This is a genomic window from Mycobacterium sp. RTGN4 (assembly GCF_033804635.1).
Taxonomy (GTDB): Bacteria; Actinomycetota; Actinomycetes; order Mycobacteriales; family Mycobacteriaceae; genus Mycobacterium.
In genome coordinates, this window is sequence record NZ_JAPZLB010000003.1 from 205696 (window position 1) to 227657 (window position 21962).

General features: G+C 65.9%; 22 protein-coding genes. 7 read left to right on the plus strand and 15 right to left on the minus strand.

The window, feature by feature from the left end; genetic code table 11:
• Positions 1–4 precede the first annotated feature (4 nt).
• From SLQ30_RS07910 to SLQ30_RS07935, 6 genes are all read right to left on the minus strand, one after another.
• Positions 5–1417, minus strand: a complete 1413-nt coding sequence (locus SLQ30_RS07910; RefSeq protein WP_319445713.1) for an NtaA/DmoA family FMN-dependent monooxygenase — start codon at positions 1415–1417, stop codon at positions 5–7.
• Positions 1414–2310: a MetQ/NlpA family ABC transporter substrate-binding protein gene (locus SLQ30_RS07915; RefSeq protein ID WP_319445714.1), complete on the minus strand. Its 897-nt coding sequence runs from the start codon at positions 2308–2310 to the stop codon at positions 1414–1416. Before SLQ30_RS07915 ends, SLQ30_RS07910 begins: the two co-directional genes overlap by 4 nt.
• Before the next feature lie 41 nt (positions 2311–2351).
• Positions 2352–3035, minus strand: a complete 684-nt coding sequence (locus SLQ30_RS07920) for a methionine ABC transporter permease (protein ID WP_319445715.1) — start codon at positions 3033–3035, stop codon at positions 2352–2354.
• Positions 3032–4033 (minus strand): methionine ABC transporter ATP-binding protein, encoded by a 1002-nt coding sequence (locus SLQ30_RS07925; protein WP_319445716.1) that lies wholly within the window; start codon positions 4031–4033, stop codon positions 3032–3034. The genes SLQ30_RS07920 and SLQ30_RS07925 overlap by 4 nt, the downstream gene beginning before the upstream one ends.
• A 231-nt stretch (positions 4034–4264) precedes the next feature.
• The gene (locus SLQ30_RS07930) at positions 4265–5479 is read right to left on the minus strand and encodes a GAF domain-containing sensor histidine kinase (RefSeq protein WP_319445717.1); all 1215 of its coding nucleotides are present in this window, start codon (positions 5477–5479) and stop codon (positions 4265–4267) included.
• Positions 5476–6165: a response regulator transcription factor gene (locus SLQ30_RS07935; RefSeq protein WP_319445718.1), complete on the minus strand. Its 690-nt coding sequence runs from the start codon at positions 6163–6165 to the stop codon at positions 5476–5478. Before SLQ30_RS07935 ends, SLQ30_RS07930 begins: the two co-directional genes overlap by 4 nt.
• 106 nt (positions 6166–6271) lie before the next feature.
• Here SLQ30_RS07935 and SLQ30_RS07940 point away from each other — a divergent pair, with 106 nt between their 5' ends.
• Both SLQ30_RS07940 and SLQ30_RS07945 read left to right on the plus strand, forming a co-directional pair.
• Positions 6272–7039, plus strand: a complete 768-nt coding sequence (locus SLQ30_RS07940) for an HAD hydrolase-like protein (protein ID WP_319445719.1) — start codon at positions 6272–6274, stop codon at positions 7037–7039.
• 91 nt (positions 7040–7130) lie between these two features.
• The gene (locus tag SLQ30_RS07945) at positions 7131–8360 is read left to right on the plus strand and encodes a serine hydrolase domain-containing protein (protein WP_319445720.1); all 1230 of its coding nucleotides are present in this window, start codon (positions 7131–7133) and stop codon (positions 8358–8360) included.
• Here SLQ30_RS07945 and mmsB read toward each other — a convergent pair.
• The 3 genes from mmsB to SLQ30_RS07960 are packed head-to-tail and all read right to left on the minus strand — an operon-like array spanning position 8357 to position 11944.
• Positions 8357–9346, minus strand: coding sequence for a 3-hydroxyisobutyrate dehydrogenase (mmsB, locus tag SLQ30_RS07950; protein ID WP_413467973.1), 990 nt, complete (start codon positions 9344–9346; stop codon positions 8357–8359). The genes SLQ30_RS07945 and mmsB overlap by 4 nt on opposite strands.
• Positions 9255–10418, minus strand: coding sequence for an acyl-CoA dehydrogenase family protein (locus SLQ30_RS07955; protein ID WP_319445722.1), 1164 nt, complete (start codon positions 10416–10418; stop codon positions 9255–9257). Before SLQ30_RS07955 ends, mmsB begins: the two co-directional genes overlap by 92 nt.
• Before the next feature lie 5 nt (positions 10419–10423).
• Positions 10424–11944 carry a CoA-acylating methylmalonate-semialdehyde dehydrogenase gene (locus SLQ30_RS07960; protein WP_319445723.1) on the minus strand — a complete coding sequence of 507 codons (1521 nt, stop codon included), beginning with the start codon at positions 11942–11944 and terminating at the stop codon, positions 10424–10426.
• 251 nt (positions 11945–12195) lie between these two features.
• Here SLQ30_RS07960 and SLQ30_RS07965 point away from each other — a divergent pair, with 251 nt between their 5' ends.
• The 5 genes from SLQ30_RS07965 to SLQ30_RS07985 all read left to right on the plus strand — a co-directional run bounded on the left by SLQ30_RS07965 (position 12196) and on the right by SLQ30_RS07985 (position 15298).
• Positions 12196–12741, plus strand: a complete 546-nt coding sequence (locus SLQ30_RS07965) for an RNA polymerase sigma factor (protein WP_319445724.1) — start codon at positions 12196–12198, stop codon at positions 12739–12741.
• Complete coding sequence (locus SLQ30_RS07970; protein WP_319445725.1) at positions 12738–13430, plus strand: Rieske (2Fe-2S) protein; 693 nt, start codon at positions 12738–12740, stop codon at positions 13428–13430. The genes SLQ30_RS07965 and SLQ30_RS07970 overlap by 4 nt, the downstream gene beginning before the upstream one ends.
• Positions 13431–13509: 79 nt before the next feature.
• A complete protein-coding gene (locus SLQ30_RS07975; protein WP_319445726.1) occupies positions 13510–13992 on the plus strand; it encodes a cupredoxin family copper-binding protein in 483 nt (160 codons plus the stop codon).
• Positions 13989–14927 (plus strand): metallophosphoesterase family protein, encoded by a 939-nt coding sequence (locus SLQ30_RS07980; RefSeq protein ID WP_319445727.1) that lies wholly within the window; start codon positions 13989–13991, stop codon positions 14925–14927. The genes SLQ30_RS07975 and SLQ30_RS07980 overlap by 4 nt, the downstream gene beginning before the upstream one ends.
• Positions 14924–15298: a hypothetical protein gene (locus tag SLQ30_RS07985; RefSeq protein WP_319445728.1), complete on the plus strand. Its 375-nt coding sequence runs from the start codon at positions 14924–14926 to the stop codon at positions 15296–15298. The genes SLQ30_RS07980 and SLQ30_RS07985 overlap by 4 nt, the downstream gene beginning before the upstream one ends.
• Here the strand turns inward: SLQ30_RS07985 and rfbC are convergent.
• From rfbC to SLQ30_RS08015, 6 genes are read right to left on the minus strand one after another with little or no spacing between them, the layout of a single operon-like run.
• Positions 15273–15893, minus strand: a complete 621-nt coding sequence (gene rfbC / locus SLQ30_RS07990; protein ID WP_319445729.1) for a dTDP-4-dehydrorhamnose 3,5-epimerase — start codon at positions 15891–15893, stop codon at positions 15273–15275. The two genes, SLQ30_RS07985 and rfbC, sit on opposite strands and share 26 nt — an antisense overlap.
• On the minus strand, positions 15890–16885 hold the full coding sequence (rfbB, locus tag SLQ30_RS07995; protein WP_319445730.1) for a dTDP-glucose 4,6-dehydratase: 996 nt from the start codon (positions 16883–16885) through the stop codon (positions 15890–15892). The genes rfbC and rfbB overlap by 4 nt, the downstream gene beginning before the upstream one ends.
• Positions 16886–16901: 16 nt before the next feature.
• Entirely contained in the window at positions 16902–17753 is an 852-nt protein-coding gene (locus tag SLQ30_RS08000; protein ID WP_319445731.1) for an LLM class F420-dependent oxidoreductase, read from the minus strand.
• Positions 17754–17776: 23 nt separating this feature from the next.
• A complete protein-coding gene (locus tag SLQ30_RS08005) occupies positions 17777–18607 on the minus strand; it encodes an LLM class F420-dependent oxidoreductase (protein WP_319445732.1) in 831 nt (276 codons plus the stop codon).
• Between the two features lie 58 nt (positions 18608–18665).
• Positions 18666–20141 carry an ATP-binding protein gene (locus SLQ30_RS08010; protein ID WP_319445733.1) on the minus strand — a complete coding sequence of 492 codons (1476 nt, stop codon included), beginning with the start codon at positions 20139–20141 and terminating at the stop codon, positions 18666–18668.
• A 13-nt stretch (positions 20142–20154) separates the two neighbouring features.
• A complete protein-coding gene (locus tag SLQ30_RS08015; protein WP_319445734.1) occupies positions 20155–21852 on the minus strand; it encodes an FAD-dependent oxidoreductase in 1698 nt (565 codons plus the stop codon).
• Positions 21853–21962 lie beyond the last annotated feature (110 nt).

Consider the following 21962-nt stretch of genomic DNA (forward strand, 5'->3'; position numbering starts at 1 on the left):
CAGCTCAGAGCGCGGCGCCGACGGGCGCTTCGACTCCGTTGAGCAGATCGTTGTCGCCGAAGGCGCCTCGATAGGCAGCAGCGGGATGGGTGTCGGGCAGTCGGTCGCCACGCCCAAGTAGCTTGTGCCGCAACGTTCCCGACTTGTCCGTTGAAATCAGGCCCCGTTCGCGCAGTGTCGGGAAGAGCCGGTCGGCCACCTCGCGGAACGAACCAGGAACGGTGGCGTGGTAAACGTTGATGCCGTCGACGCCGGCCTCCCTCCACTCCTCCAGGCGATCCGCGATCTCCTTGGCGGTGCCGACGACCCGGTTCGCGCCCTCCATGACCCACGCCATGTCGCGGATGGTCGGATCATCGTTGCCCGACACCTCCGATGCCCAACGGATGAAGCTCTTCACCCCGGTGAACTCGCCGAGCTGGCTGATTGGCGTGTCCAGCGGCAGGCTGCCCGCATCGATGCCCGCGTCGCCGAGGGCGTGCAGGGCGATGCCCTCCAGGTCGAGGTACCTCTTGAGTTCATCGTTGCGGCGCACCGCATCCCGGTGCGTGTCGCCGATCACGAACGACAGGCCTTGGGCGAAGGTGATGTCGTCGGGATTCCTGCCTTGCTCGGCTGCCAGCGCACGGGTCTCGGCCGTCAGCTTGTACGCGTCGGCCGGGCTCGGGCTGCTGATGTAGACGCCTTCGGCGTTACGGGCCGAAAAGAGCTGGCCCGCAGGCGATGAGCCCGCCTGGAAGAGTACCGGCGAGCGCTGCGGCGACGGCGCGACGAAGTGCGGACCCTCGACGGAGTAGCGGTCACCGACGTGGTTGATCTTGTGGATCTTCGCCGGGTCCGCGTGGATGCCGCGTTCCTTGTCCTGCACCAGCCCGTCGTCGTCCCACGAACCCTCCCACAACTTGTAGGCCACGTCGACGTACTCGTAGGCCCACTGGTAGCGCTCGTCGTGGTTGAGCGTGCCCTCGTGCCCGAAGCTGCGAAACACGTTGGCGTTGAAGCTCGTCACGATGTTCCAGCCGAGGCGGCCCTCGGTGTAGTGGTCGAGCGAGGACATCCGACGGGCGAAGTTGAAGGGATGATCCTGAACGATCGAACTGGTGAACACGATGCCGAGGTGTTCCGTCGCGGCCGCCAACGCCGATGCCAGGACGGAGGGGTCGTTGACCGGGATCTGAATCCCACCCTCGACGGCCTTGCGCCAGTTGCCGTTCCACGGCGCGCGTAACCCGAAGACGTCGGCGAAGAAGATCAGGTCGTATCCGGCCTTGTCCACCTCCGCAGCGACCGAGGTCCAATGCCGAAGCGAGTTGAACTTGTGGTTCTCTGCCTCCGGGGCGCGCCAGAGGCCATGCAGCACATGGGATGCGGTGTTCATGACGAATGCGCTGTAGTACAACGGGCGCTTGGCGCTCATGCGATGGGTCCCAACGTGTTGCGGATCAACTGGTCATTCGTGGTCTTGAGGAACTCGGCGATCTTCGGATCCTGAAAGGTCTGAATAAGCTTCTGCACGTTGGGGTCGTCGAGGTGCTTTTCGCTGACCACCAGACCGCCCTCACTGCCCTTGGGAGCGGGCTCGCGCGCGATGATCTGGTCCTCCTTGAGCCCGGCGGCGTAGACGTCGGAGATGTGGACCACGATGGCGTCCACGTCGGCGAGGCTGCGCGCGAGTTGGCCGATCGGCACCTGGATGAACTGGTAGTTCTTGGGATTGGACTCGACGTCGGACAACTGTGGCAGGCCGGCCAGGGTGTCCTTGCCAGGCTTCAACGTGATCTGTTTGTCGTAGGCCAGATCCAGCAGCGCGATGGCCTGCCCGGCGGGGTCGTCGCGCAGTGCGATCTTGGCGCCGTTGGGCACCTGGGCCCAGGTGCGGTACTTGTCGGAGTAGGTGGCCTGGTCCCAAGTGAACGTCGGCGCAGCGAGTTTCAGCTTGAAGCCGTTGGCCGCGATGGCGTCGTTGAGGAACGGCTGGTGCTCGAAGACGTTGCCTGCGATGGTGCCCGCGTCGACGGCGCGATTGATCTCGATGATGTTGTCGATCTTGACGGGCTCGATGGTGACGCCGTGCGCGGGAGCAACCTGGTCGTTGATGTACTTGAGCAGGCTCTCGGCCGCGATGTCGGTGCTCCAGGTCGCGACCTTGAGGTTGGTGCCGAAAGGCTTGTCCTCGTTCGACAATGTCGCATAGCTGATACCGCCGACGATCGCGACGACCACCACGACCGCCGCCGCGATCCATGGCCAGCGTGTCTTCTGCTTGAGTTCGATGTCGTCGGTGGCCGGTGAGCCGGTCAGGTTCGTCACGGGTGTTCCTTGCTCGGTGAGTTGGCGGAATCGGTTGGCAGTCAGCGGGTTAGGGATTTGACGAGGCGGTCGCCTGCGAATTGGACGATCTGGATCGTGATGATCAGGGTGATCACCGTGGCGATCATGATGTTGTGGTCGAACCGGTTGTAGCCGTAGGTGATCGCCAGGTTCCCCACTCCGCCGGCCCCGATCGACCCCGCAATGGCCGAGTACTCGATCATCGCGATGAGGTTGACGGTCAACGCGCCGGCCAGGGCGGGGAGCGCCTCGGACAACTGAACGGTCCGGATCACTTGCAGGCTGGTGCCTCCGGACACCCGGCCCATGTCGATGACATCAGATCGCACGTCGCGCAGCGCATTCTGGACGAGCCGTGCGAAGAACGGCACGCCCGCCGTCGTCATCGGCACGATCGCCGCCGCGATGCCGATCGTGGTGCCGACCAGGAATCGCGTCACCGGAATGATCGCCGTCATCAGGATCAGGAACGGCAGCGACCGACCCACGTTGACGACCGTGTTCAGCACGGCGAACACCCTCGGATTGGGATAGAGCCCGAACGTGGAGGTGTTGTGCAGCGTGATTCCCACCGGCGTGCCGATGACGAGCACAAGCGCCATGGTGACGCCCACCATCACCCAGGTCTGTCCGTACGCAGGCAGGAGCAGGTCCGGGACCTTCGCCCATGGCGTGCTGAAATCCTCACTGGCAGCGAGGTTCACGCCGCTGCCCCTTCGGATTTCGCGGCGATGGCCGTCACGTGCAGCCCGCGTTCGCGTAGGTAGGTCTCGAAGCCGGCCGGTGCGGATGGCGTGATTGCGAGCACTGCGCGCCCGACGGCCACTCCGCGGATCGCCTCTACGCTGGCGCTGAGCACGCTCACCTGCAGCCCGGAGATGCCCGGCACCGCGTGGATGGACGTGAGCCAGTCGAGCGGTACGTCGCGGGAGGCGTACGAGACCTCCCACACCTCACCGGCGCCGTGAAACGGCACACTAGGGCGATCGGGCAACAGTTCCCGAGCCAGCGACGACGTGGGGTCGAGGATGACGTCGGCGACGGAACCGCGCTCGATGATGCGCCCGCCGTCGAGTCGGGCGACGGAGTCGGCGATCTCGCGGACGACTTCCATCTCGTGCGTGATCAAGATGATGGACAAGCCGAATTCATCGCGAAGGTGGCCGAGCAGCGACAGGATCGCCTTCGTCGTCGCGGGGTCCAGCGCGGCAGTCGCCTCGTCTGACAAGAGGTACGACGGCCCGAGCGCAAGGGCCCTGGCAATTCCGACGCGCTGTTTCTGACCGCCGGAGAGTTGGGCGGGCAGATAGTCGCGTCGATCGTTGAGACCGACGCGGTCGAGAAGTGCGTTGACTCGCTTGGCAATCGATGCGTCGGTAGCTCCGAGGTACTCAAGCGGAAGCGCGATGTTCTGAGCGACGGTGCGGCGCCGCAACAGCGGCGCGGTCTGGAAGATGACGCCGACGCTCCTGCGCGCTGCCAGCAGTTCGCGGCCCTCCAACCTGGTGAAGTCCTTGCCGTCGACCCGTACGGTGCCCGACGTGGGCCGCTCAAGGAAGCTGACGCACCGCGACAGCGTGCTCTTGCCAGCGCCGCTGGGTCCGACCACGGCGAGGATCTCGCCGCTGTCAACCGATAGCGAGACGTCGTCGAGGACGGTTCGATCGCCGAACCGCTTGGTCAGGTGCTCTATCTCGATCATGCGATCTTTCTGACTCGAATCATGCAGGGGCGCAGACGAACTCGCGGCGGGTTTCGTCACCCGAGGGGAAACTGTGCAGGGCAACATCGCCCGAACTCAACCGGCAGCGCTCGCCGCGCACGGGCGGTGGCCAGCTGCCGGTCGGCCAGCAAGTGAATTTACGGATGCCGAGTTAGTTAGCAAAGGTTACGAATCGGGCTGATCCGAAGTCGTTGGCGTCGCGCCGGCTCACTAGGTCGTGATCGAAGGCAGTGGGATCGTCGCCGTCACTGCGGTCCCTGCGCCTGGCCGCGAGCGGATGTTGAGTCGTCCACCGACGATCTCGGCGCGCTCGGCCATCGACAGCAGCCCGTAGCCGCCCATCTCGTCACCACCAAGGGGATTCTCAAAGGTGTCGAAACCGACACCGTTGTCGACGATTTCGAGCCGTGCGATGTCATCGTCAACCGAGAACGTCAGGCTGGCGTTGGTCGCTTGGGCGTGCTTGACGACGTTCTGCAGACACTCCTGAGCGATGCGGTAGATCGCGATCTCGATGTGGTCGGGCAATCGGGTGTCGTCGAGATCGACGCCGATCTGAACCTGCGGGATGGAGCGAGCCAAGCTGGCCAGGCCGCCTGCGAGTCCGAGGTCGTCGAGCACCGGCGGCCGCAGCCCACCGATCGCTGCGCGAGCTTCACCGAGGGTGAGGTCGACCAGCTCGCGGGCCATGCCCAACTGTTCGGCGACCAGCGCGGGATCGGCGCCGACGGCCCGGCTGGCGGCATCGAGCCGATAGGACAGCGTGACCAGGCGTTGCGAGATGCCGTCGTGGATGTCACCGGCGAGCCTGCGGCGCTCGAGCTCCTGCGCCTCGATGACCTGTTCGACGAAGTTCTCGTGCGCTCGCTCGCGGGCGACCAACCGGCGGTGCAGGCGGGCCTGGTGCATGGCACCCGCAATGAGTCTGCCGATGACCAGCAGCAATTCGACGTCGCGGTCCGTGAATTCGCGGCGTGCCACGGTGTGCACGTTGAGCACCCCGACCAGCCCGCCGGGATCGGTCTCCATCGGCACCGAGACCATCGATGTGAAGTCCGACCCGCGTAGCGACTCGAACGGCAGGTACCGCGGATCGGATTCCTTGTCGTGGATTATCACGACGGGCTCGCGGTGGCTGGCCACCCAGCCGGACACGCCCTGTCCCAGCGGAAGTCGGATCTTGCCGACCTCGCTGTCGAACGGCGGCGTGGCGCCAGTCAGCGTGAGCGAGCGCTCGGCGTCGTCGAGCACGTGCACGAAGCACACGTCGGTGGCCGTGGCCGCGGTGATCATCCGGGCCGCGGCCGCGGCGAGCGGCTCGACGCCGGGACCGCTGGACGCCGCTTGGATCAGCTCACGCAACAGCGCGAGTTCGCGGTCCGCGTCGACCAGGTCGCGCACCGCATTCGATTTGCCCGCCGTCACTGGTAAATGCCTTCCCTCAACGCCGTCGCAACGGCCCCGGTGCGGTCGCTCACCCCGAGCTTGCGGTAGACCGAGCGCAGATGTGTCTTGACGGTCTCGTCGCCGATCACCAGCTTGTTGGCGATGCCCTTGTTGGACAGGCCGTTGACGACATAGGAGAGGATCTCGCTCTCACGCTGCGTCAGGCCCTGCCTGGCGCCCGGCCAGAACTCGTCACGCTGCATCCGTGCGGCCGTGTCCGCGGCACGAGCCGCCATGCTCGGGTCGATAGCCGTTTCGCCGCGGTGCACGAACTCCAGCTGACGCACCAGCTCGTCGCTGCTGATGCTCTTCAAGAGATAGCCCGACGCACCCACCCGCAGCGCCTGGAAGAGGTACTGCTCGTCGTCATACACCGAGAGCATGACGACCTTGCGGTCCTTATGGCGATCGCGAAGGTCCGAGCACAGATCTAGCCCGCTGGCGCCCTGCATCCGCACGTCGCACAACACGATGTCGGGATCGAGCTCCTCGACCACGCTGATCGCGCGTTCCGCACCGACGGCTTGGCCGACCACCTCCACCCGGTCACCGAATGCGGCCAGCATCGCCTTGAGCCCCTCGATGACCATCTCGTGGTCGTCTACCAGCACCAACCGCACCGGTGACATGCCCCCGGTCGCTGCGCTCCTGCCCGCCGGCGTCATGTGCACCACCATAGGGCGGCCGATCCTGCCATCCCACCAAGATGGCCATGCGAATCCCCCCAATGGGGGAGGTCCGACCACTGTGAGCTGGGACACGCTACTAAGCATGTCGGTTACGTGTGCGGAGCGGACGTTCTGGTGGGATGCCGGACGGCCGGCAGACGCCGCCGTCGAGTCACTGGACGCCGTGATCTTCGACCTCGATGGGGCGTTGGCCGATATCGAACGCGACGGACAGCGGTTGGCCTTCAACGCCGCCTTCGCCGAACACGGCCTCGACATCAGCTGGACCGTCGAAGAGTATGGCCGCCTGATCTGCATCGCCGACGAGCAGCGGCGCATCGCTTCGGCCCTGCGTAGGCGCGGCTTCGGCCGAGTCAGCGCCGAGATCGCAGCCCACGTCTACCGGACGAAGAACGACCTGTTCGAGCGGTCGGTGCTGGATGGTGAGGTCATCCCACGGGCCGGCCTCGATGATCTGGTCAACAGCCTGTACTTCGCGGCGGTTCCGGTGGCTGTCGTCAGCACCGGCGCCCGCAAGTGGGTCGATCCGCTGGTCCGACAGCTGATCGGGGACGGCATCGCCGAGACGATCGTCACGCCCGACGACCTGACTCGCCCCGGCCGCGAACCGGACCTGCACGGCTACGCGCTGTGGGAGCTTGGGCTGGCCCCGGAGCGCGCGCTCGCGGTCGCGGGCACGCCGCGGGGTTTGCGGGCCGCGCGGGCGGCCAAGCTGGCCACGCTCGTCGTGACCACGGGCTACACCGTCGGGGCCGACTTCGCCGGGGCGGCCGACGTGCGCAGCGCGTACGACGGGCTGCTGGCCTCCGGTTGTGAGGCGCTGCACCGGCGCTGGCAGACGGGTCGCTGACCCAACCAATCCCCGTTTCGCTTGCCCTGCGCCTAACATCCGGCTCACGGGGTGCAGGACAGGGGCGCTCCACGCGGCGAAGGAGCGGATCGTGGCTCGTGAGAACCAGACCTCGACGGATGTCATCAGCGGCGAAGTCGACCAGGGCTATGGAAAGGTCGCAGACGCGTTCCGTCGCAATCTGAGCAGCGGTCAGGAGATTGGGGCCGCCGTCGCCGTCTACCGCGACGGCCGCAAGGTCGTCGATCTGTGGGGCGGCTATCGCGACGAAGTCACCCAAGCAGCTTGGGAGACAGACACTCTCGTCAACGTCTTCTCGACGACGAAGGGTGTCGCGTCGCTGGCGGTCGCACATGCCGCGTCGCGTGGACTGCTCGACTACGAGGCCAAGGTAGCCGATTACTGGCCGGAGTTCGCACAGGCCGGGAAGGGTGCGATCACGGTCCGGCAATTGTTGAGCCACCAGGCTGGGCTGGTCGCCGTCAAGCCGCCGCTCACCCTTTCCGACATCGCCGACACCGACGAACTGTCGGCGAGGATCGCGGCGCAGACTCCGGCGTGGGCGCCCGGCACCCGCCACGGATATCACGCCGTCACCCTTGGTTGGTACGAATCCGAGCTCATCCGCCACGTGGACCCGAAGAGCCGCACGCTCGGCCGGTACTTCGCCGAGGAGCTCGCCGGGCCACTGGACCTCGACTTCTTTATCGGGCTACCGCCTTCCGTTGACCGCGCGCGCGTGGCGCGGTTGAAGGCGTTCGCGCTGAAGGACCTGGTGTGGCACATCAACACGATGCCGCCGATGTTCGCAGCCGCGATGTTCAACAAGTTCAGCCTGCCCGCGCGAGCATTCGTGGTTGCCACGGGCGTCACCTCAGCCGAAGCCTTCAACAGCGATGAATATCGGGTCGTCGAGATGCCTGCCGCCAACGGCACGGCCACGGCGAGGTCGATCGCCAAGATCTACGGTGCCGCCGCCGCGGGCGCTTCAGAGCTGGGGTTGAGTCAGACCGTTCGCGATGCGCTCGAAGGTCCTGCTGTGCCTCCGACGAAAGGACTGCGCGACAAGGTGTTGCACACCGATGCGTCCTACTCGCTCGGATTCGGCAAGCCGACGTCCGCGTTCGTGTTTGGCTCTTCTGGCAAGGCCTTCGGGTGGCCAGGAGCGGGTGGCTCGTTTGGGTTCGCCGATCCGGACACGGGTATCGGTTACGGCTACGTCATGAACCGAATGGGCTTCCACATCTACAGCGACCCACGCGAACTCGCGTTGCGTCAGGCCCTATTTCACGACGCGCTCGGAGCGAGGACCCAGCGCTAGCCGTTGCGGATCAATTCGATGACCGCGCTGAAGTCCTTGTCGGCATGGTCCTCGTTGAACTTCGCGTAGATCTCGGCGGCGTGGCTGCCAAGCGGCGCAGCCGAACCCGTCGAGCTCACCGCGGCCATCGCCAGCCCGAGGTCCTTGTTCATCAGCGCGGTCGCGAATCCGGGCTTGAAGTCGTTGTTGGCAGGCGAGGTCGGAACCGGTCCTGGGACAGGGCAGTTCGTGTGCACCGCCCAGCAGTTGCCGGTGGCGCCGGTGATGACGTCGAACAGTGACTGTGCGGGCAGGCCCAGCTTCTCGGCCAGCACGAAGGCTTCGCCGATGGCGATCTGCTGGACCGCCAGCACCATGTTGTTGCACAGCTTGGCGGCCTGCCCCGCGCCCGAGGCGCCGCAGTGAATGATCTTGCCCGCCAGGGGTTCCAGCACCGTCCGAGCATGCTCGACCGCCACGTCCTCACCGCCGACCATGAATGCCAGCGTGCCTGCGGTGGCGCCCTTGATGCCGCCGGACACCGGCGCGTCGAGTTGCTCGAAACCCGCTGCCACGGCGTCGCCGTGGATGGCCCTGGCGTCGTCGACGGAGATGGTCGACGTGTCGATGAACAAGGCTCCGGCCTTGGCGGCGGGGAGCACCTCGGCGTAACACGCCTTGACGACGGCTCCGTTCGGCAGCGAGGTGATCACGACGTCAGCCGCGGCGACGGCTTCGGCGCCGGTGTCGAACACTTTGGCGCCCTTGCCTTCTGCGGCGTCCTTCAACGCGGGTACGGGATCGAAGCCGCGCACCGTATGCCCCGCCGCGACCAGATTGGCCGCCATCGGGCCACCCATGTTGCCCAGTCCCAAGAACGCGATCGTCGCCATTGAATACAGCCAGCCTTCCGGTTTAAGACGCGCGCGCCCGGGCGGCTTCCGCCCGACCGATGACCACGCGCATGATTTCGTTGGTTCCCTCGAGAATGCGGTGCACCCGTAGATCGCGGACGATCTTCTCCAGCCCGTACTCGCGCAGGTAGCCGTAGCCGCCATGCAGTTGCAGGGCCTGGTCGGCCACATTGAAACACGCGTCGGTGACATAGCGCTTGGCCATCGCGCACAGTTCGACCTTGTCCGGATGGCCGTCATCGAGGGCAGTAGCCGCCCGCCACAACAGGTTTCGCGAAGCCTCCAGCGTCGTGGCCATGTCGGCGAGCGTGAACCGAATGGTTGGCTCGTCGAGTAGTCGCATGCCGAACGCCTCACGGTCGGCGAGGTAGGCTTTCGCCTTGTCGTAGGCGGCCTGCGCTCCGCCCAGCGAACACGCCGCGATGTTGATGCGGCCGCCGTTGAGCCCGTTCATCGCGATGCCGAACCCGGTGCCCTCGCCCGCGGCTCCACCGAGCATCGCGTCGAGTGGCACGCGGGCGCCCTCGAACACCACTTGCGCAGTGGGCTGCGCATTCCAACCCATCTTGTACTCGTCGGCGCCGAAACTGACGCCAGGCGTGTCCTTGTCGACGACGAATGCCGAGATGCCACGCGGACCGTCACCTCCCGTGCGTGCCATCACGATGTACACGTCCGAGGCACCCGCCCCGGAGATGAACTGCTTGACGCCGTCGAGCACGTAATGGTCACCATCACGAACAGCCTTGGTGCGCAACGCACCTGCGTCGGATCCAGCACCGGGCTCGGTCAGGCAGTAACTCGCGATGAGCTCCATCGAGGCCAGTCGCGGCACCAGCTTCTTGCGCTGCTCGTCGCTCCCGTACGTATCGACCATCCACGTGCACATGTTGTGGATGGACAGGAATGCCGCCGTCGTCGGGTCGGCGACGGCCAGTTGCTCGAAGATGCGCACGCCGTCCAGGCGACGCAGACCGCTGCCGCCCGCGTCCTCCTGACAGTAGATGGCCGCCATGCCCAACTCGGCCGCCGCGCGTAGCACGTCGGTGGGGAAGTGCTTGGCCGCATCCCACTCCAACGCGTATGGCGCGATGCGCTTCTCGGCGAATTCGGCGGCCGTTTCGGCGATCGTGCGTTCGTCGTCGTCGAGACCGAAGTAATCCATCCGCGCTACTTCATTGTCGGGATGGAGAACTCGGCGCCATCCTTGATGCCCGACGGCCAACGCTGGGTGACCGTCTTGACCTTGGTGTAGAAGATGATCGACGCGGGCCCGTGCTGGTTGAGGTCGCCGAAGCCGGACCGCTTCCAGCCGCCAAAGGTGTGGTACGCCACCGGAACTGGAATCGGCACGTTGACGCCGACCATGCCGACCTGCACGCGGGACACGAAGTCGCGCGCGGTGTCGCCGTCGCGGGTGAAGATCGCCACGCCGTTTCCGTATTCGTGCTCGGAAGGAAGCGCAAGGGCCTCTTCGTAGCTCTCAGTCCGGACGATGCACAGCACCGGCCCAAAGATCTCGTCCTTGTAGATCGACATGTCGGGGGTGACGTGGTCGAACAAGGTGGGCCCGATGAAGTAGCCGCCTTCGAGGCTCGCGTCACCGAAAGTGAGGTCGTCACTGGCGCGTTCGCGCCCGTCGACGACGGCCTCCGCGCCAGCGTCGATGCCCTGGCCGATGTAGTCCTTGACCCTGGCCAGCGCCGCCGAGGTGATCAATGGTCCGTAGTCGGCCTTCGGATCGAGACTGTGGCCGACGCGCAATTGGTTGACGCGCTCGACGAGCCTGGCGCGAAGTCGGTTCGCTGTTTCTTCGCCGACCGGGACCGCGACACTGATCGCCATGCACCGCTCGCCCGCGCTGCCGTAGCCCGCGCCGATCAACGCGTCGACAGCCTGGTCGAGATCGGCGTCGGGCATCACGATCATGTGGTTCTTGGCGCCGCCGAAGCACTGTGCGCGCTTGCCGTTGGCCGCGGCCGTCGAGTAGATGTACTGGGCGATGTCGGAGCTTCCGACGAATCCCACGGCCTGGATGTCGGGGTTGTCGAGGATGGCGTCGACGGCTTCCTTGTCGCCATGGACTACCTGGAACACACCCTTGGGCAGCCCGGCCTCTTCGAAGATCTCGGCGAGCCGGACGGGCACCGACGGATCGCGCTCGCTGGGCTTGAGGATGAAGGCGTTGCCACACGCCAGCGCGGGCCCGGCCTTCCACAGCGGGATCATCGCGGGGAAGTTGAAGGGCGTGATGCCCGCGACGACGCCCAGCGGCTGACGCAGCGAGTAGACGTCGATGCCGCCACCCGCGCCCTCGGTGTACTCGCCCTTGAGTAGGTGGGGGATTCCGATGGAGAACTCGATGACCTCGACGCCGCGCTGGATGTCACCGCGCGAGTCGGCGACGGTCTTGCCGTGCTCGAGGGAGAGCAGTTCGGCGAGCTCGTCGACGTTCTTGTTCACCAGGTCGACGAACTTCATCATCACGCGGGCGCGACGCTGTGGGTTCCAGGCGGCCCATTCCTTCTGCGCCTCGACGGCGATGGCGACGGCCGCGTCGACCTCGGCCGTCGAGGCCATCGGTACCTGGGCCTGAACCTCGCCCGTGCTGGGGTTGAGCACGTCAGCGGTGCGCGTCGACGTGCCGGCGGTGCGCTGACCGCCAATGAAGTGCGGAATCTGTGTGGTCATGAGGAGCCCCTAGGCGAAGACGTTTACTCGGAGTTACTAGGACATCCTAGTAACTCCGAAACGTCGGGCGCAAGAGGCCGGCTCGCCCTGGTCACGCTTCAGAACTGTGAACGTGCTGGGAGTTCTCGACGTCGTGGTGCTCAAGATCGTTCCTTCTGATGTGCTTGGAAAGTCCTTTGAACCGATTCGGGCTGTAACCCCTGGCGCTATCTCATGATGTGCACGGCCTCCCCGAAGTAGACAGGCGACACGTGACGGCACGACGCGACCGCGCGCACCCGCGACCCCTTCGGGTGGTGTCCTCCGATGATCGCTATCCCGACTGGGAGGCCGTATACCAGGACAACGCGACCTGGGTGTATCGCACGATCTACGCCAGGGTCGGAAATCAGGCCGACGCCGAGGATCTCACCGCCGAGGTCTTCATGGCGGCCTTGCGGCCGCTGCGGCTGACCGCCAGCGTCGCGGAGGTGCGCGCGTATCTGCGCAACACTGCGCGCACCGTGCTGGCGGCGCACTGGCGTCAGACGATGGGCCGCGAGATCACCGCGATAGAAGACGACATCGCGGCACCGCCGGAAAGCGAGGAGGCGATCAGCACGGCACCCGAACGCGTGGCCACTGTCATGGAAACGCTGCCCGACAACTATCGCCGCATACTGGACCTGCGCTTCCTGCAGAACCTGTCGATCAAGGAATCGGCGTCGGCGATGGGGGTGAGCGTGGCCAATGCCAAAGTGCTCCAACACCGGGCGCTAAGGCTAGCGGCCCAGGTCAACGAGGAGGGCACGCCATGAACGAGCGAGGCTTGCGCAAATACCTCGACGATCTGATGCGTAACCGCAAGCCCAAGGGTTTCGCCCCTGACGACTTCGAGGCCGCGCAGGTGCGCACCGCCATCGAGATGCAGGCCGCTAGGCCCGGAGCCGACGAGCCGCGCCCAGAGTTCCTGTCGGACTTGCACAGTCGGCTCGCAGCGCAGCTGGACGGCGAGCCGGAATCGCCGACGTGGTTGCATGCCAACCGTCGGCAGGTGATCGTCGGCACTTCCGCCGCGGCCACCGCCGCAGTGGCCGCAGTGGCGGTGGATCGACTCATTGGCGGCGGCAAGACCGACGACACCGAGGTGGCACAAGATCTGGTGCCGACCGACGGCGCGTGGCAGCGCGTGGCCTCGAGCGCCGACGTGACCGAGGGCGCGATGCATCCGTTCGACCTGGGGTCCGTCGTCGGTTTCGTTCAGCGGGTCGACGGCCGCGCCGAGGGCATCTCGGGGATATGCACCCACCAGGGTTGCCGACTGTGGTTCGACGGACCCGATGATCGGCTGCGCTGCCCGTGCCACTCGACGTCGTTCTCGAAGGAAGGCCAGGTGCTCACCCACCAGTTGCCGATCTCGCCGAAGCCGTTGCCCAAGTTGGAGGTTCGGGAGATGAACGGCGCCATTGAAGTGTTCGCGCCGCCTAGTCGCACCGAGCAGATCTGAGCGTGTAACCCGCCTCCCTATCTGTTGGTGAGAGCCCCGCAGCCCGCGGACTCGTCAACCGCCAACGGAGGTACCCGTCGTGTCCCGACGAACCCAGCGCGTCGCAGTCGCGGTGAGCGCCGTACTGACTGCCACCGCGTTGCTACTGGCCGCATGTGCGGCCACCGACCAACCCGCCAGTCAACCGAGTCCGACGTTCAGCACGGACGTCTCCGCTAGCCCGGGCATGCAGGGGATGGGCAGCATGCCCGCAATGAGTGGGTCGCCGTCGGCGACCGAAGGTGGATCGTCGGCTCCCGCCGCGCCCGCCGGCCCCAACGAGGTGAACATCGATGGATTCGCCTTTGCCCCAGTGACTCTGACCGTGAAGGCCGGGACCACCGTCACGTGGACCAACAAGGACGAGGACCCGCACACCGTCGTCGACAACGGCGGAGCGTTCCGCTCACAGGCGCTCGGCTCCGGCGGCACGTATTCGTTCACATTCCCGACGGCAGGCACGTTCGACTACATCTGCTCGGTTCATCCGTTCATGCACGGCACCGTGGTGGTGACGCCATGACCGAGTCAACCGGGGATCGCGACCCCATGCAGATGAGTCGGCGCCAATTGATCAGGCACAGCGCCTGGTTCGGCGCGGCCGTCGGGCTAGCCGTCGTGGGCGGTGAGGTGATCTCGCACATTGCGGGGGCGGCCACCACGACCGAGACGCGGCCCACCCTGCGCTTCGCGCAGGTCAGTGACAGCCACATCGGCTTCACCGGCCCCGCCAACGCCGACGTCACCGGCTCGTTCACCAATGCCGTCAACCAAATCAACAATCTCGGCTACACCCCCGACTTCGTCATCCACACAGGCGATCTCACGCATCTCGCCACCCCTGGTCAGTTCGATCAGGTCAAGCACATGCTGTCCGGGCTAAGCACGCCGCACGTGTTCACCGTCCCAGGCGAGCACGACTCAACCGACGATGCGGGCCAGAAGTACCGCAAGGTCTTCGGTGCCGGTACCCGCGGCGACGGTTGGTACAGCTTCGACATCGCGGGCGTGCACGTCATCGCGTTGGTGAACACGCTGCACATGACCAAGCTCGGACACTTGGGCCAAGACCAGCTCGACTTCGTCAAGAAGGACGTTGCGCCGTTGTCGAGTGACACCCCGATCATCGTGTTCAGCCACATCCCGCTGTTCGCGATGTACCCGGACTGGGGTTGGGGCACCGACGATTCCGTGGAGGCGCTGTCCTATTTGAAGCGATTCGCATCGGTGACGTGTCTGAACGGGCATGTGCATCAGGTCTTCTCGAAAACCGAAGGCAACGTGAAGTTCTTCAGCGGGACCACGACCGCGTACCCGCTACCTCATCCTGGTGACGGACCCGCACCCAAGCCGCTGACCCTGCCCGCAGGCAAGCTGCATGACGCGCTCGGGATCAGGGAGGTCAGCTACAGCAAGGGCCAAACGGCGCTCGCGCTCAAGGAGAGGACGTTGCCATGAGGTTGCTCGTGTTCCGGATGGTCATTGCCGCGAGCCTGGTCGTCAGCGGGGTCAGCCACGCCTATCTGTACGCGCATGGCTACGCCCACATCCCGGTCATCGGAACGGGTTTCCTCCTACAGGCGAGTGTGTGCTTCGCCGTGGCGGTGCTGGTGCTGCTCGGTGGACCCGAGTGGTTGGTGTGGGCCGCGGGCGTACTGGCCCTCGGTGCGCTTGGTGCGTTCGCGCTCTCGCGCTCGGTCGGCATCGCCGGGTTCGTCGAAACCGGTTGGGAGCCCGCACCCCACGCGCTGCTGAGCGTGGCGGCCGAGGTGGTCACGGTGTTGGCTTGCGGCGCTTGGTGGTTCAGTCGGCGTCGGGCGACTGCTTGAGCCCGTCGATGAACGCCTGCGCCGCGTCCCACGTCGGTAGCAGGCCTGCCGCCCGGACCTCGTCGAGTTTCGGGGCGGCGGCATCGCGCTCGGAGAGGTTCGGCTTGGCCCCTCCGACGAGTGGCCAGTCGATCCCGATCGCCGGGTCGGTAGGGCAGATGGTGTGCTCGCGAGTGGGTGAGTAGCCAGCCGAGCACAGATAAGCGACCGTCGAATCATCCTCCAGCGCAAGGAAACCGTGCGCGAGCCCCTCGGAAAGATAGATCGTCCGGTGGTCACGGTCATCGAGTAGCACCGAATCCCAGCGGCCGAACGTCGGCGAGCCGACCCGGACGTCGACAACTACGTCGAAGACCGCGCCACGCAGACACGTCACGTACTTGGCCTGACTCGGTGGCAGTTGGGCGAAGTGCAGTCCACGCAGCACACCGGCCGCTGACACCGACACATTGGCCTGCCGAAGGTCGAGGGGGTGCCCCGTCATCGCGGTGAATTCACCATCGGTGAACCATTCGAAGAACAACCCGCGAGGGTCGGGGCGCACGATCGGGGTGAGCTCCCATGCGCCAGGTATCGCGAGTTCGCGGGCGGTCACTGGCCGCGCTCCGCATACGACTGCTCGACGCCGTCCTTCAGCGGACGCCACCAGGATTCGTTGTCCTGATACCACGCGATGGTGTCGCGAAGTCCGTCCTCGAAGTCGGTGTGCTTGGGGCCCCAGCCCAACTCGTCGCGCAGTGCGGATGGATCGATGGCATAACGCAAGTCGTGGCCCACCCTGTCGGTGACGTGATCGAAGTCGTCCGGTTCGCGGCCCATCAGCGCAAGCAGCGACTGCAGCACCGAGAGATTGTCGCGCTCGCCGCCAGCCCCGATCAGGTACGTGCGGCCGAGTTGCCCGCCTTCGAGGATGCGCCACACCGCACTGTTGTGGTCCTCGACGTGGATCCAGTCGCGCACGTTGGCGCCGGCGCCGTACAGCTTGGGCCGTCGGCCGGTCAGGATGTTCGTGATCTGGCGGGGGATGAACTTCTCCACGTGCTGGTACGGCCCATAGTTGTTGGAACAGTTGGAGATCGTCGCGCGCACGGCGTAGGACCGGACCCATGCGCGCACCAGCATGTCGGAGGCCGCCTTGGTCGACGAGTAGGGGCTCGACGGGTCGTATGGCGTCGCTTCGGTGAAGCGGACCGGGTCGTCGAGCGGCAGGTCGCCGTAGACCTCGTCGGTCGAGACGTGGTGCAGCCGAACCCCGTGGCGTCGCACGGCCTCGAGCACCGTGAACGTGCCAATCACATTGGTGCGCAAGAACGGTTCGGGATCGGCCAGCGAATTGTCGACGTGCGTCTCGGCCGCGAAGTGGACGACGGCGTCGGCGTCGGCGACCAGTTCGTCCACCAGTGCCACGTCAGTGATGTCGCCCTGCACCAGCCGGATGTCGTCGTCGACGGGGGCCAACGACTCGCGACTGCCCGCGTACGTCATCGCATCGAGCACTGTCACCGCCGCGTCGGGGTGTTCACGCACTGTGCTGTGCACGAAGTTGGCGCCGATGAAGCCTGCGCCGCCGGTGACCAGTAACCGCATGGTCAAACCCTAGCGACTAATCCTTCAGCCCCAACGGACCGGCCAACTGGGTGAGTGTCGGAATCAGCTTGTCCCAGCCGCCGAGCACCTGGATCGACACGTGGTCGGCGCCCGCGTCGATGTGCTCGTTGAGCCGAGCGGCAATGGCCTCCGGGGTGCCGTACGCCACCACCGCGTCGATCAGCTTGTCGCTGCCCGGCTTTGCGAGGTCCTTGTCGGTGAACCCCAGCCGCTTCCAGTTGTTCAGGTAGTTACTGAGCTGAAGATAGAAGTCGACGGCACCACGACCGACCGTGCGGGCCTCCTCGACGTCGGTGGTCAGCACCACCTTGTGCTCGGGTGCCAAGTACACCGTGTTGCCGATGAGTTCGTGCGCCTGCGCGGTGTGCTCCGGCGTCGTCAGATACGGGTGGGCGCCCGCACTCCGCTTGGCCGACAGTTCCAACACCTTGGGGCCGAGCGCGGCGACGACCATGCGACTGGTCGGCACCTTTGCGGCGTCCAGCGCGTCGAGGTACTCGACGAGCACGTCGTACGGCTTGCGGTACTCCTCGGTGTGCTCGGGATGACCGATGCCGATGCCGAGCAGGAACCGGCCCGGGTACGCGGCCTCGACGCGGTGGTAGGCCGCGGCGACCTCGGCGGCGTCGGCGGTCCACACGTTGACGATGCCGGTGGCCACCTGCAGCGTCTCGGTGGCTTCGAGGATCGGGTCGACGTAGTTCAGATCGCCGGCGGGAGAGCCGCCGATCCAGACCGCGCCGTAGCCCAGCTTTTCGATCTCGACGGCCTGTTCGGGTTTGGGTGCGCCAAAGGTCCACACCCCGAAACGGCCGAGGTCTGGCTTCAGGGCAACGGCGTCAGTCATGGGAAATCCCTTCGAGGATCAGGTCAGGACAGGCCGAGCGGTCCAGCGAGCTCGGCGAGTGCGGGTACCAGCTTGTCAGTACCCGTCAACACCTGAACCGGAACATGGTCCGCGCCAGCAGCGAGATGTTCCTTCAGCCGGGCCGCGATGGCGTCGACCGTGCCGTACGCGACGAACGCGTCCACCAGCGCGTCACTGCCCGGCTTGGCGATGTCGGCCTCGGTGAAGCCGAGCCTCTTCCAGTTGTTCGTGTAGTTCGCCAGGTTCAGATAGATCTCGAGTGCCTTGCGGCCGATTGCGCGCGCCTGGTCCGCGTCGGTGGTCAGCACCACCTTGTGTTCAGGGGCCAGGAAGGCGTCGGGCCCGATGAGCTCGCGCGCCTGCGCGGTGTGCTCCGGTGTCGTCAGATACGGGTGGGCGCCCGCGCTACGCCTGGCCGACAGCTTGAGCACCTGCGGCCCCAGTGCAGCGACCACCCGACGGTCCTTTGGAACGCCGTATTCATCGAGCTTGTCCAGGTATTCGGTGAGCGCGTCGTACGGCTTCTTGTACTCCTGGTGCGCCTCGGGATGGCCGACGCCGATGCCGAGTAGGAAGCGACCGGGGTAGGCGCTGTCGATGCGGTGGAACGACTCGCTGACGGGCCCTGCCGCCGCTGTCCAGATGTTGACGATGCCGGTGGCCACCTGCAGCGTGCTGGTGGCTTCAAGCAGGGGTTCGACCCAGTCGAGTTCGGCAGGCGGCGATCCGCCGACCCAGATGGCGCCGTAGCCGAGTGCTTCGATGTCCTTCGCCTGCGCCGGGGTTGCCCCACGACCGAACACGCCGAACTTTCCGAGGTCTGGTTTCGTCATGTCCGGGTCAACCTCGCTCGAGATGGCGGCTATTCCGTGGCGATCCGACTGAGTCGAACTATTCCGCAGACACCGACTCGGCGGGCACTTCCTCGGGCTTCGGGGCGACCAGCGGCAAAATGATGATGAACCGGGTGTCGCCCGGCTTCGACTCGACGCGGATGTTGCCGTGGTGCTTCTGGGCGATGATGCGCCAGGCCAGATCGAGCCCGAGCCCGGTGCCCTCGCCGAACGCCTTGGTGGTGAAGAACGGCGTGAAGATGCGGTCGACGATGTCCTTGGGGATGCCGGGGCCGTCGTCGCAGATCTCGACCTTGATGGCGTCTTCGCCGACAGCCGAGGTGCGGATGGTCAAGGTGCCCTTGCCGCCCATCGCCTGGATGGCGTTGTCGATGATATTGGTCCAGACCTGATTGAGATCGCCTGGGTAGCACTGTATTTCGGGCAAGGACTTGTCCATGTCCTTGACCAGATTGACCGGCTTGTCCTTGCCCAACTTCTCCCCGAACATCATCACCGTGCTGCGCAGGAGCTCGTGGACGTTCGCGCTCTGATACGGCGCGCGATCCATCTGGGAGTACTGCTTTGCACCTGCCAGCAGCGCGGAGATCCGGCTGCTCGCCTCGGCGATCTGATTCATCATCAGCTCGGTGTCGATGGTGTACTTCAGCCAACCGAACGCGCCCTGTAGCGAAGCCGACGCATCCGCCTGGTCGATAGAGGCGGAGATGCGTTCGAGCCAGTCGGTGTCCAGGCCGGCCTCGACGAAGGTCGGCGCGTAGTCCCACGCGCCCGCGATCCCGTGGTCGTCGAGCCAGTCCCCGATGGCGTCCTCCCGATCGGACGCTTCGAGCGCGGTGAGTTCCTGCGCCTTGGACTTGGCGACCTGTTCGGCCACCTCTTCCTGGAGGGTCACTAACACGCGCAGGCCCTCCGGGGTGAACTTGCCGTCGGCGAGCATGGCCAACTTGTGGCGCATGCCCGCGATCTTCTCCCGCAGATCGGATACCGCCCGCGCCGCGGCCGCGGCCGGGTTGTTGAGCTGGTGGGTCAGGCCTGCCGACAGTTGCCCGAGCGCCAGCAGCTTTTCGCGCTGGTCGATGATCTGGCGCTGCCGCAGCCCGCCGACCTTGAGCCCTTCGAGCAGGTGTACCGCCATCGGAAGCTCGGCCCTGACGAAGTCGCCGAAGGCCGCCGCGTCGAGCACGAAGAACTTCGACGGCTTGGTGACGCGCACGGACGACTCGTACACCTGGGGCACACCGTCGACGTACGCGCTCCACGCGCCGCAGTACACGCCGCGCTGCGACGTCCTGGTGGTCTCGATGTCGGCGCCGCCGGACCGCTTGGACATCGCGATCTCGCCCTCGATGAGCACGTAGAAGCACGTTGCGGCTTCGCCCTCGACGCAGATCGGCCCGGGGGCGTAGCGGGCGAGGTGCCCGTTCTCGCACAACTTCTGCAGCTGCCGGTCGGTCAACTTCTCGAACAGGAACAGCGTCCGGAGTTCGTCAGGAAGACAGGTCTCACCCATGGGACATTCCTCTCTAGGCCTCGGCCAGGTAGCGGTGCACCAACATCACGGCCATCGACCCTTCGCCGACGGCAGCGGCCACTCGCTTCGCAGACTCGGCACGCACATCTCCTGCAACAAACACACCGGGCACACTTGTTTCCAGATGATGTGGCGGCCTTTCCCGGTTCCAACCCACTACGTCCTTGAGATCCGGGCCGGCCAGGATGAACCCGTGCTCGTCCAGGGCCAGATCGCCGTGGAGCCAATCGGTCCGCGGTACCGCGCCGATGAAGCAACACAGCCGGCCGCAGTCGACCTTCTCGCGGTCCCCGGTGCGTCGGTTCTCCAGCCATAGCCCGGAGAGGTGACCGTCCTCGCCGCACGTGTCGACGACCTCGGTACAGGTTCTGACGTGGACCTTCGGGTTCTGCTCGATCTGCTGGATCAAGTAGTGCGACATCGACGCCTCCAGTGACGGACCGCGCACCAGCAGCGTCACCGAGTTGGCCTCCTTGGACATGAACATCGCGGCCTGGCCCGCCGAGTTGGCGCCTCCGACGATGTAGACGTCCTCGCCCTTGCACTCCGAGGCCTGCGAAACCGACGCGCCGTAGTAGACGCCGCGATCCGTGAAATCACATCCATCCGGATCGTCGGGGTTCTCCCAGCAGCCGTTGACCCGCAGCGGGCGGTACTCGACCCCGGTGGCCAGGATCACCGAGCGCGCCCCGATGGTGCTGCCGTCCTCGAACTCGATGGTGGGCGCCGCATCGCCGACGTGGAGTTTGACCACCTGGCGGGTGGTGATCACCTCGGCACCGAACCGTTCGGCCTGCCTGCGGGCGGACGTGGTCAGCACGGCGCCTGAGACCCCGTTCTCGAAGCCGAGGTAGTTCTCGATCCTGGAACTGCGGCCGGCCTGCCCGCCGGTCGTGGTGCGTTCGATGAGCACGGTCTCGAGCCCCTCGGACGCCCCGTACACGGCGGCGGCCAGGCCGGCCGGGCCACCGCCGATGACCGCGAGGTCGTACATCTGCAGGGACGGCTCGGTGGACAGCCCGAGCATCGTGGCGAGTTGGCCGTTGCTTGGCTCGACGAGTGCGTCGCCCTTCTCGCTGATCACCACGGGCAGCTGCAGACCATCGAGCCCGGCGGCGTCGAGCAGTTGCTTGCCCTTCGGCTCGTCGGCCATGAACGCGCGGAAGGAGTGCTGGTTGCGGGCCAGGAACTGCCGCACCTCCCACGACCTCGGGTTCCACCGGTGGCCGATGACCTTCGTATAGGGGATGGCCCGGTCGCCGGTTGCGTGCCAATCCTCGAGCAGCTCGTCGATGACGGGATACAGCTTCTCCTCGGGCGGATCCCACGGCTTCTGCAGGTACTTGTCCAGGTCGACGACGTTGATGGCGTCGATGGCGGCGTGGACGTCCGCGTAGGCCGTCAGCAGCACCCGACGCGCGAGCGGGAAGATGTCCATCGCCTCTTCGAGGAACTCGATGCCGCTCATCTGGGGCATGCGGTAGTCGGCGACGAACACGGCAACGGTGTCACCGCGGAGCTTGAGCTCCTTGATGGCCGCCAGTGCGTCGGGTCCCGACTCGGCGCGGATGATGCGGTAACGCTCGCCGTAGTGGCGGCGTAGGTCGCGGGCAACCGCACGCGAGACTGCGGGGTCGTCGTCGACGGTCAGAATTGCGGGTTTACGTGGCTCGGGCGCAGGTCCAGTCATCGGTAATAAGTATGCGCTGCGCGTCCAACAGATATCGGGTCAGGAGATGTGCTTGAAGCGAACGCGCGGCCGGGACGCGCCATCGCCGGTAATGTGGCCCGTGACCTGGC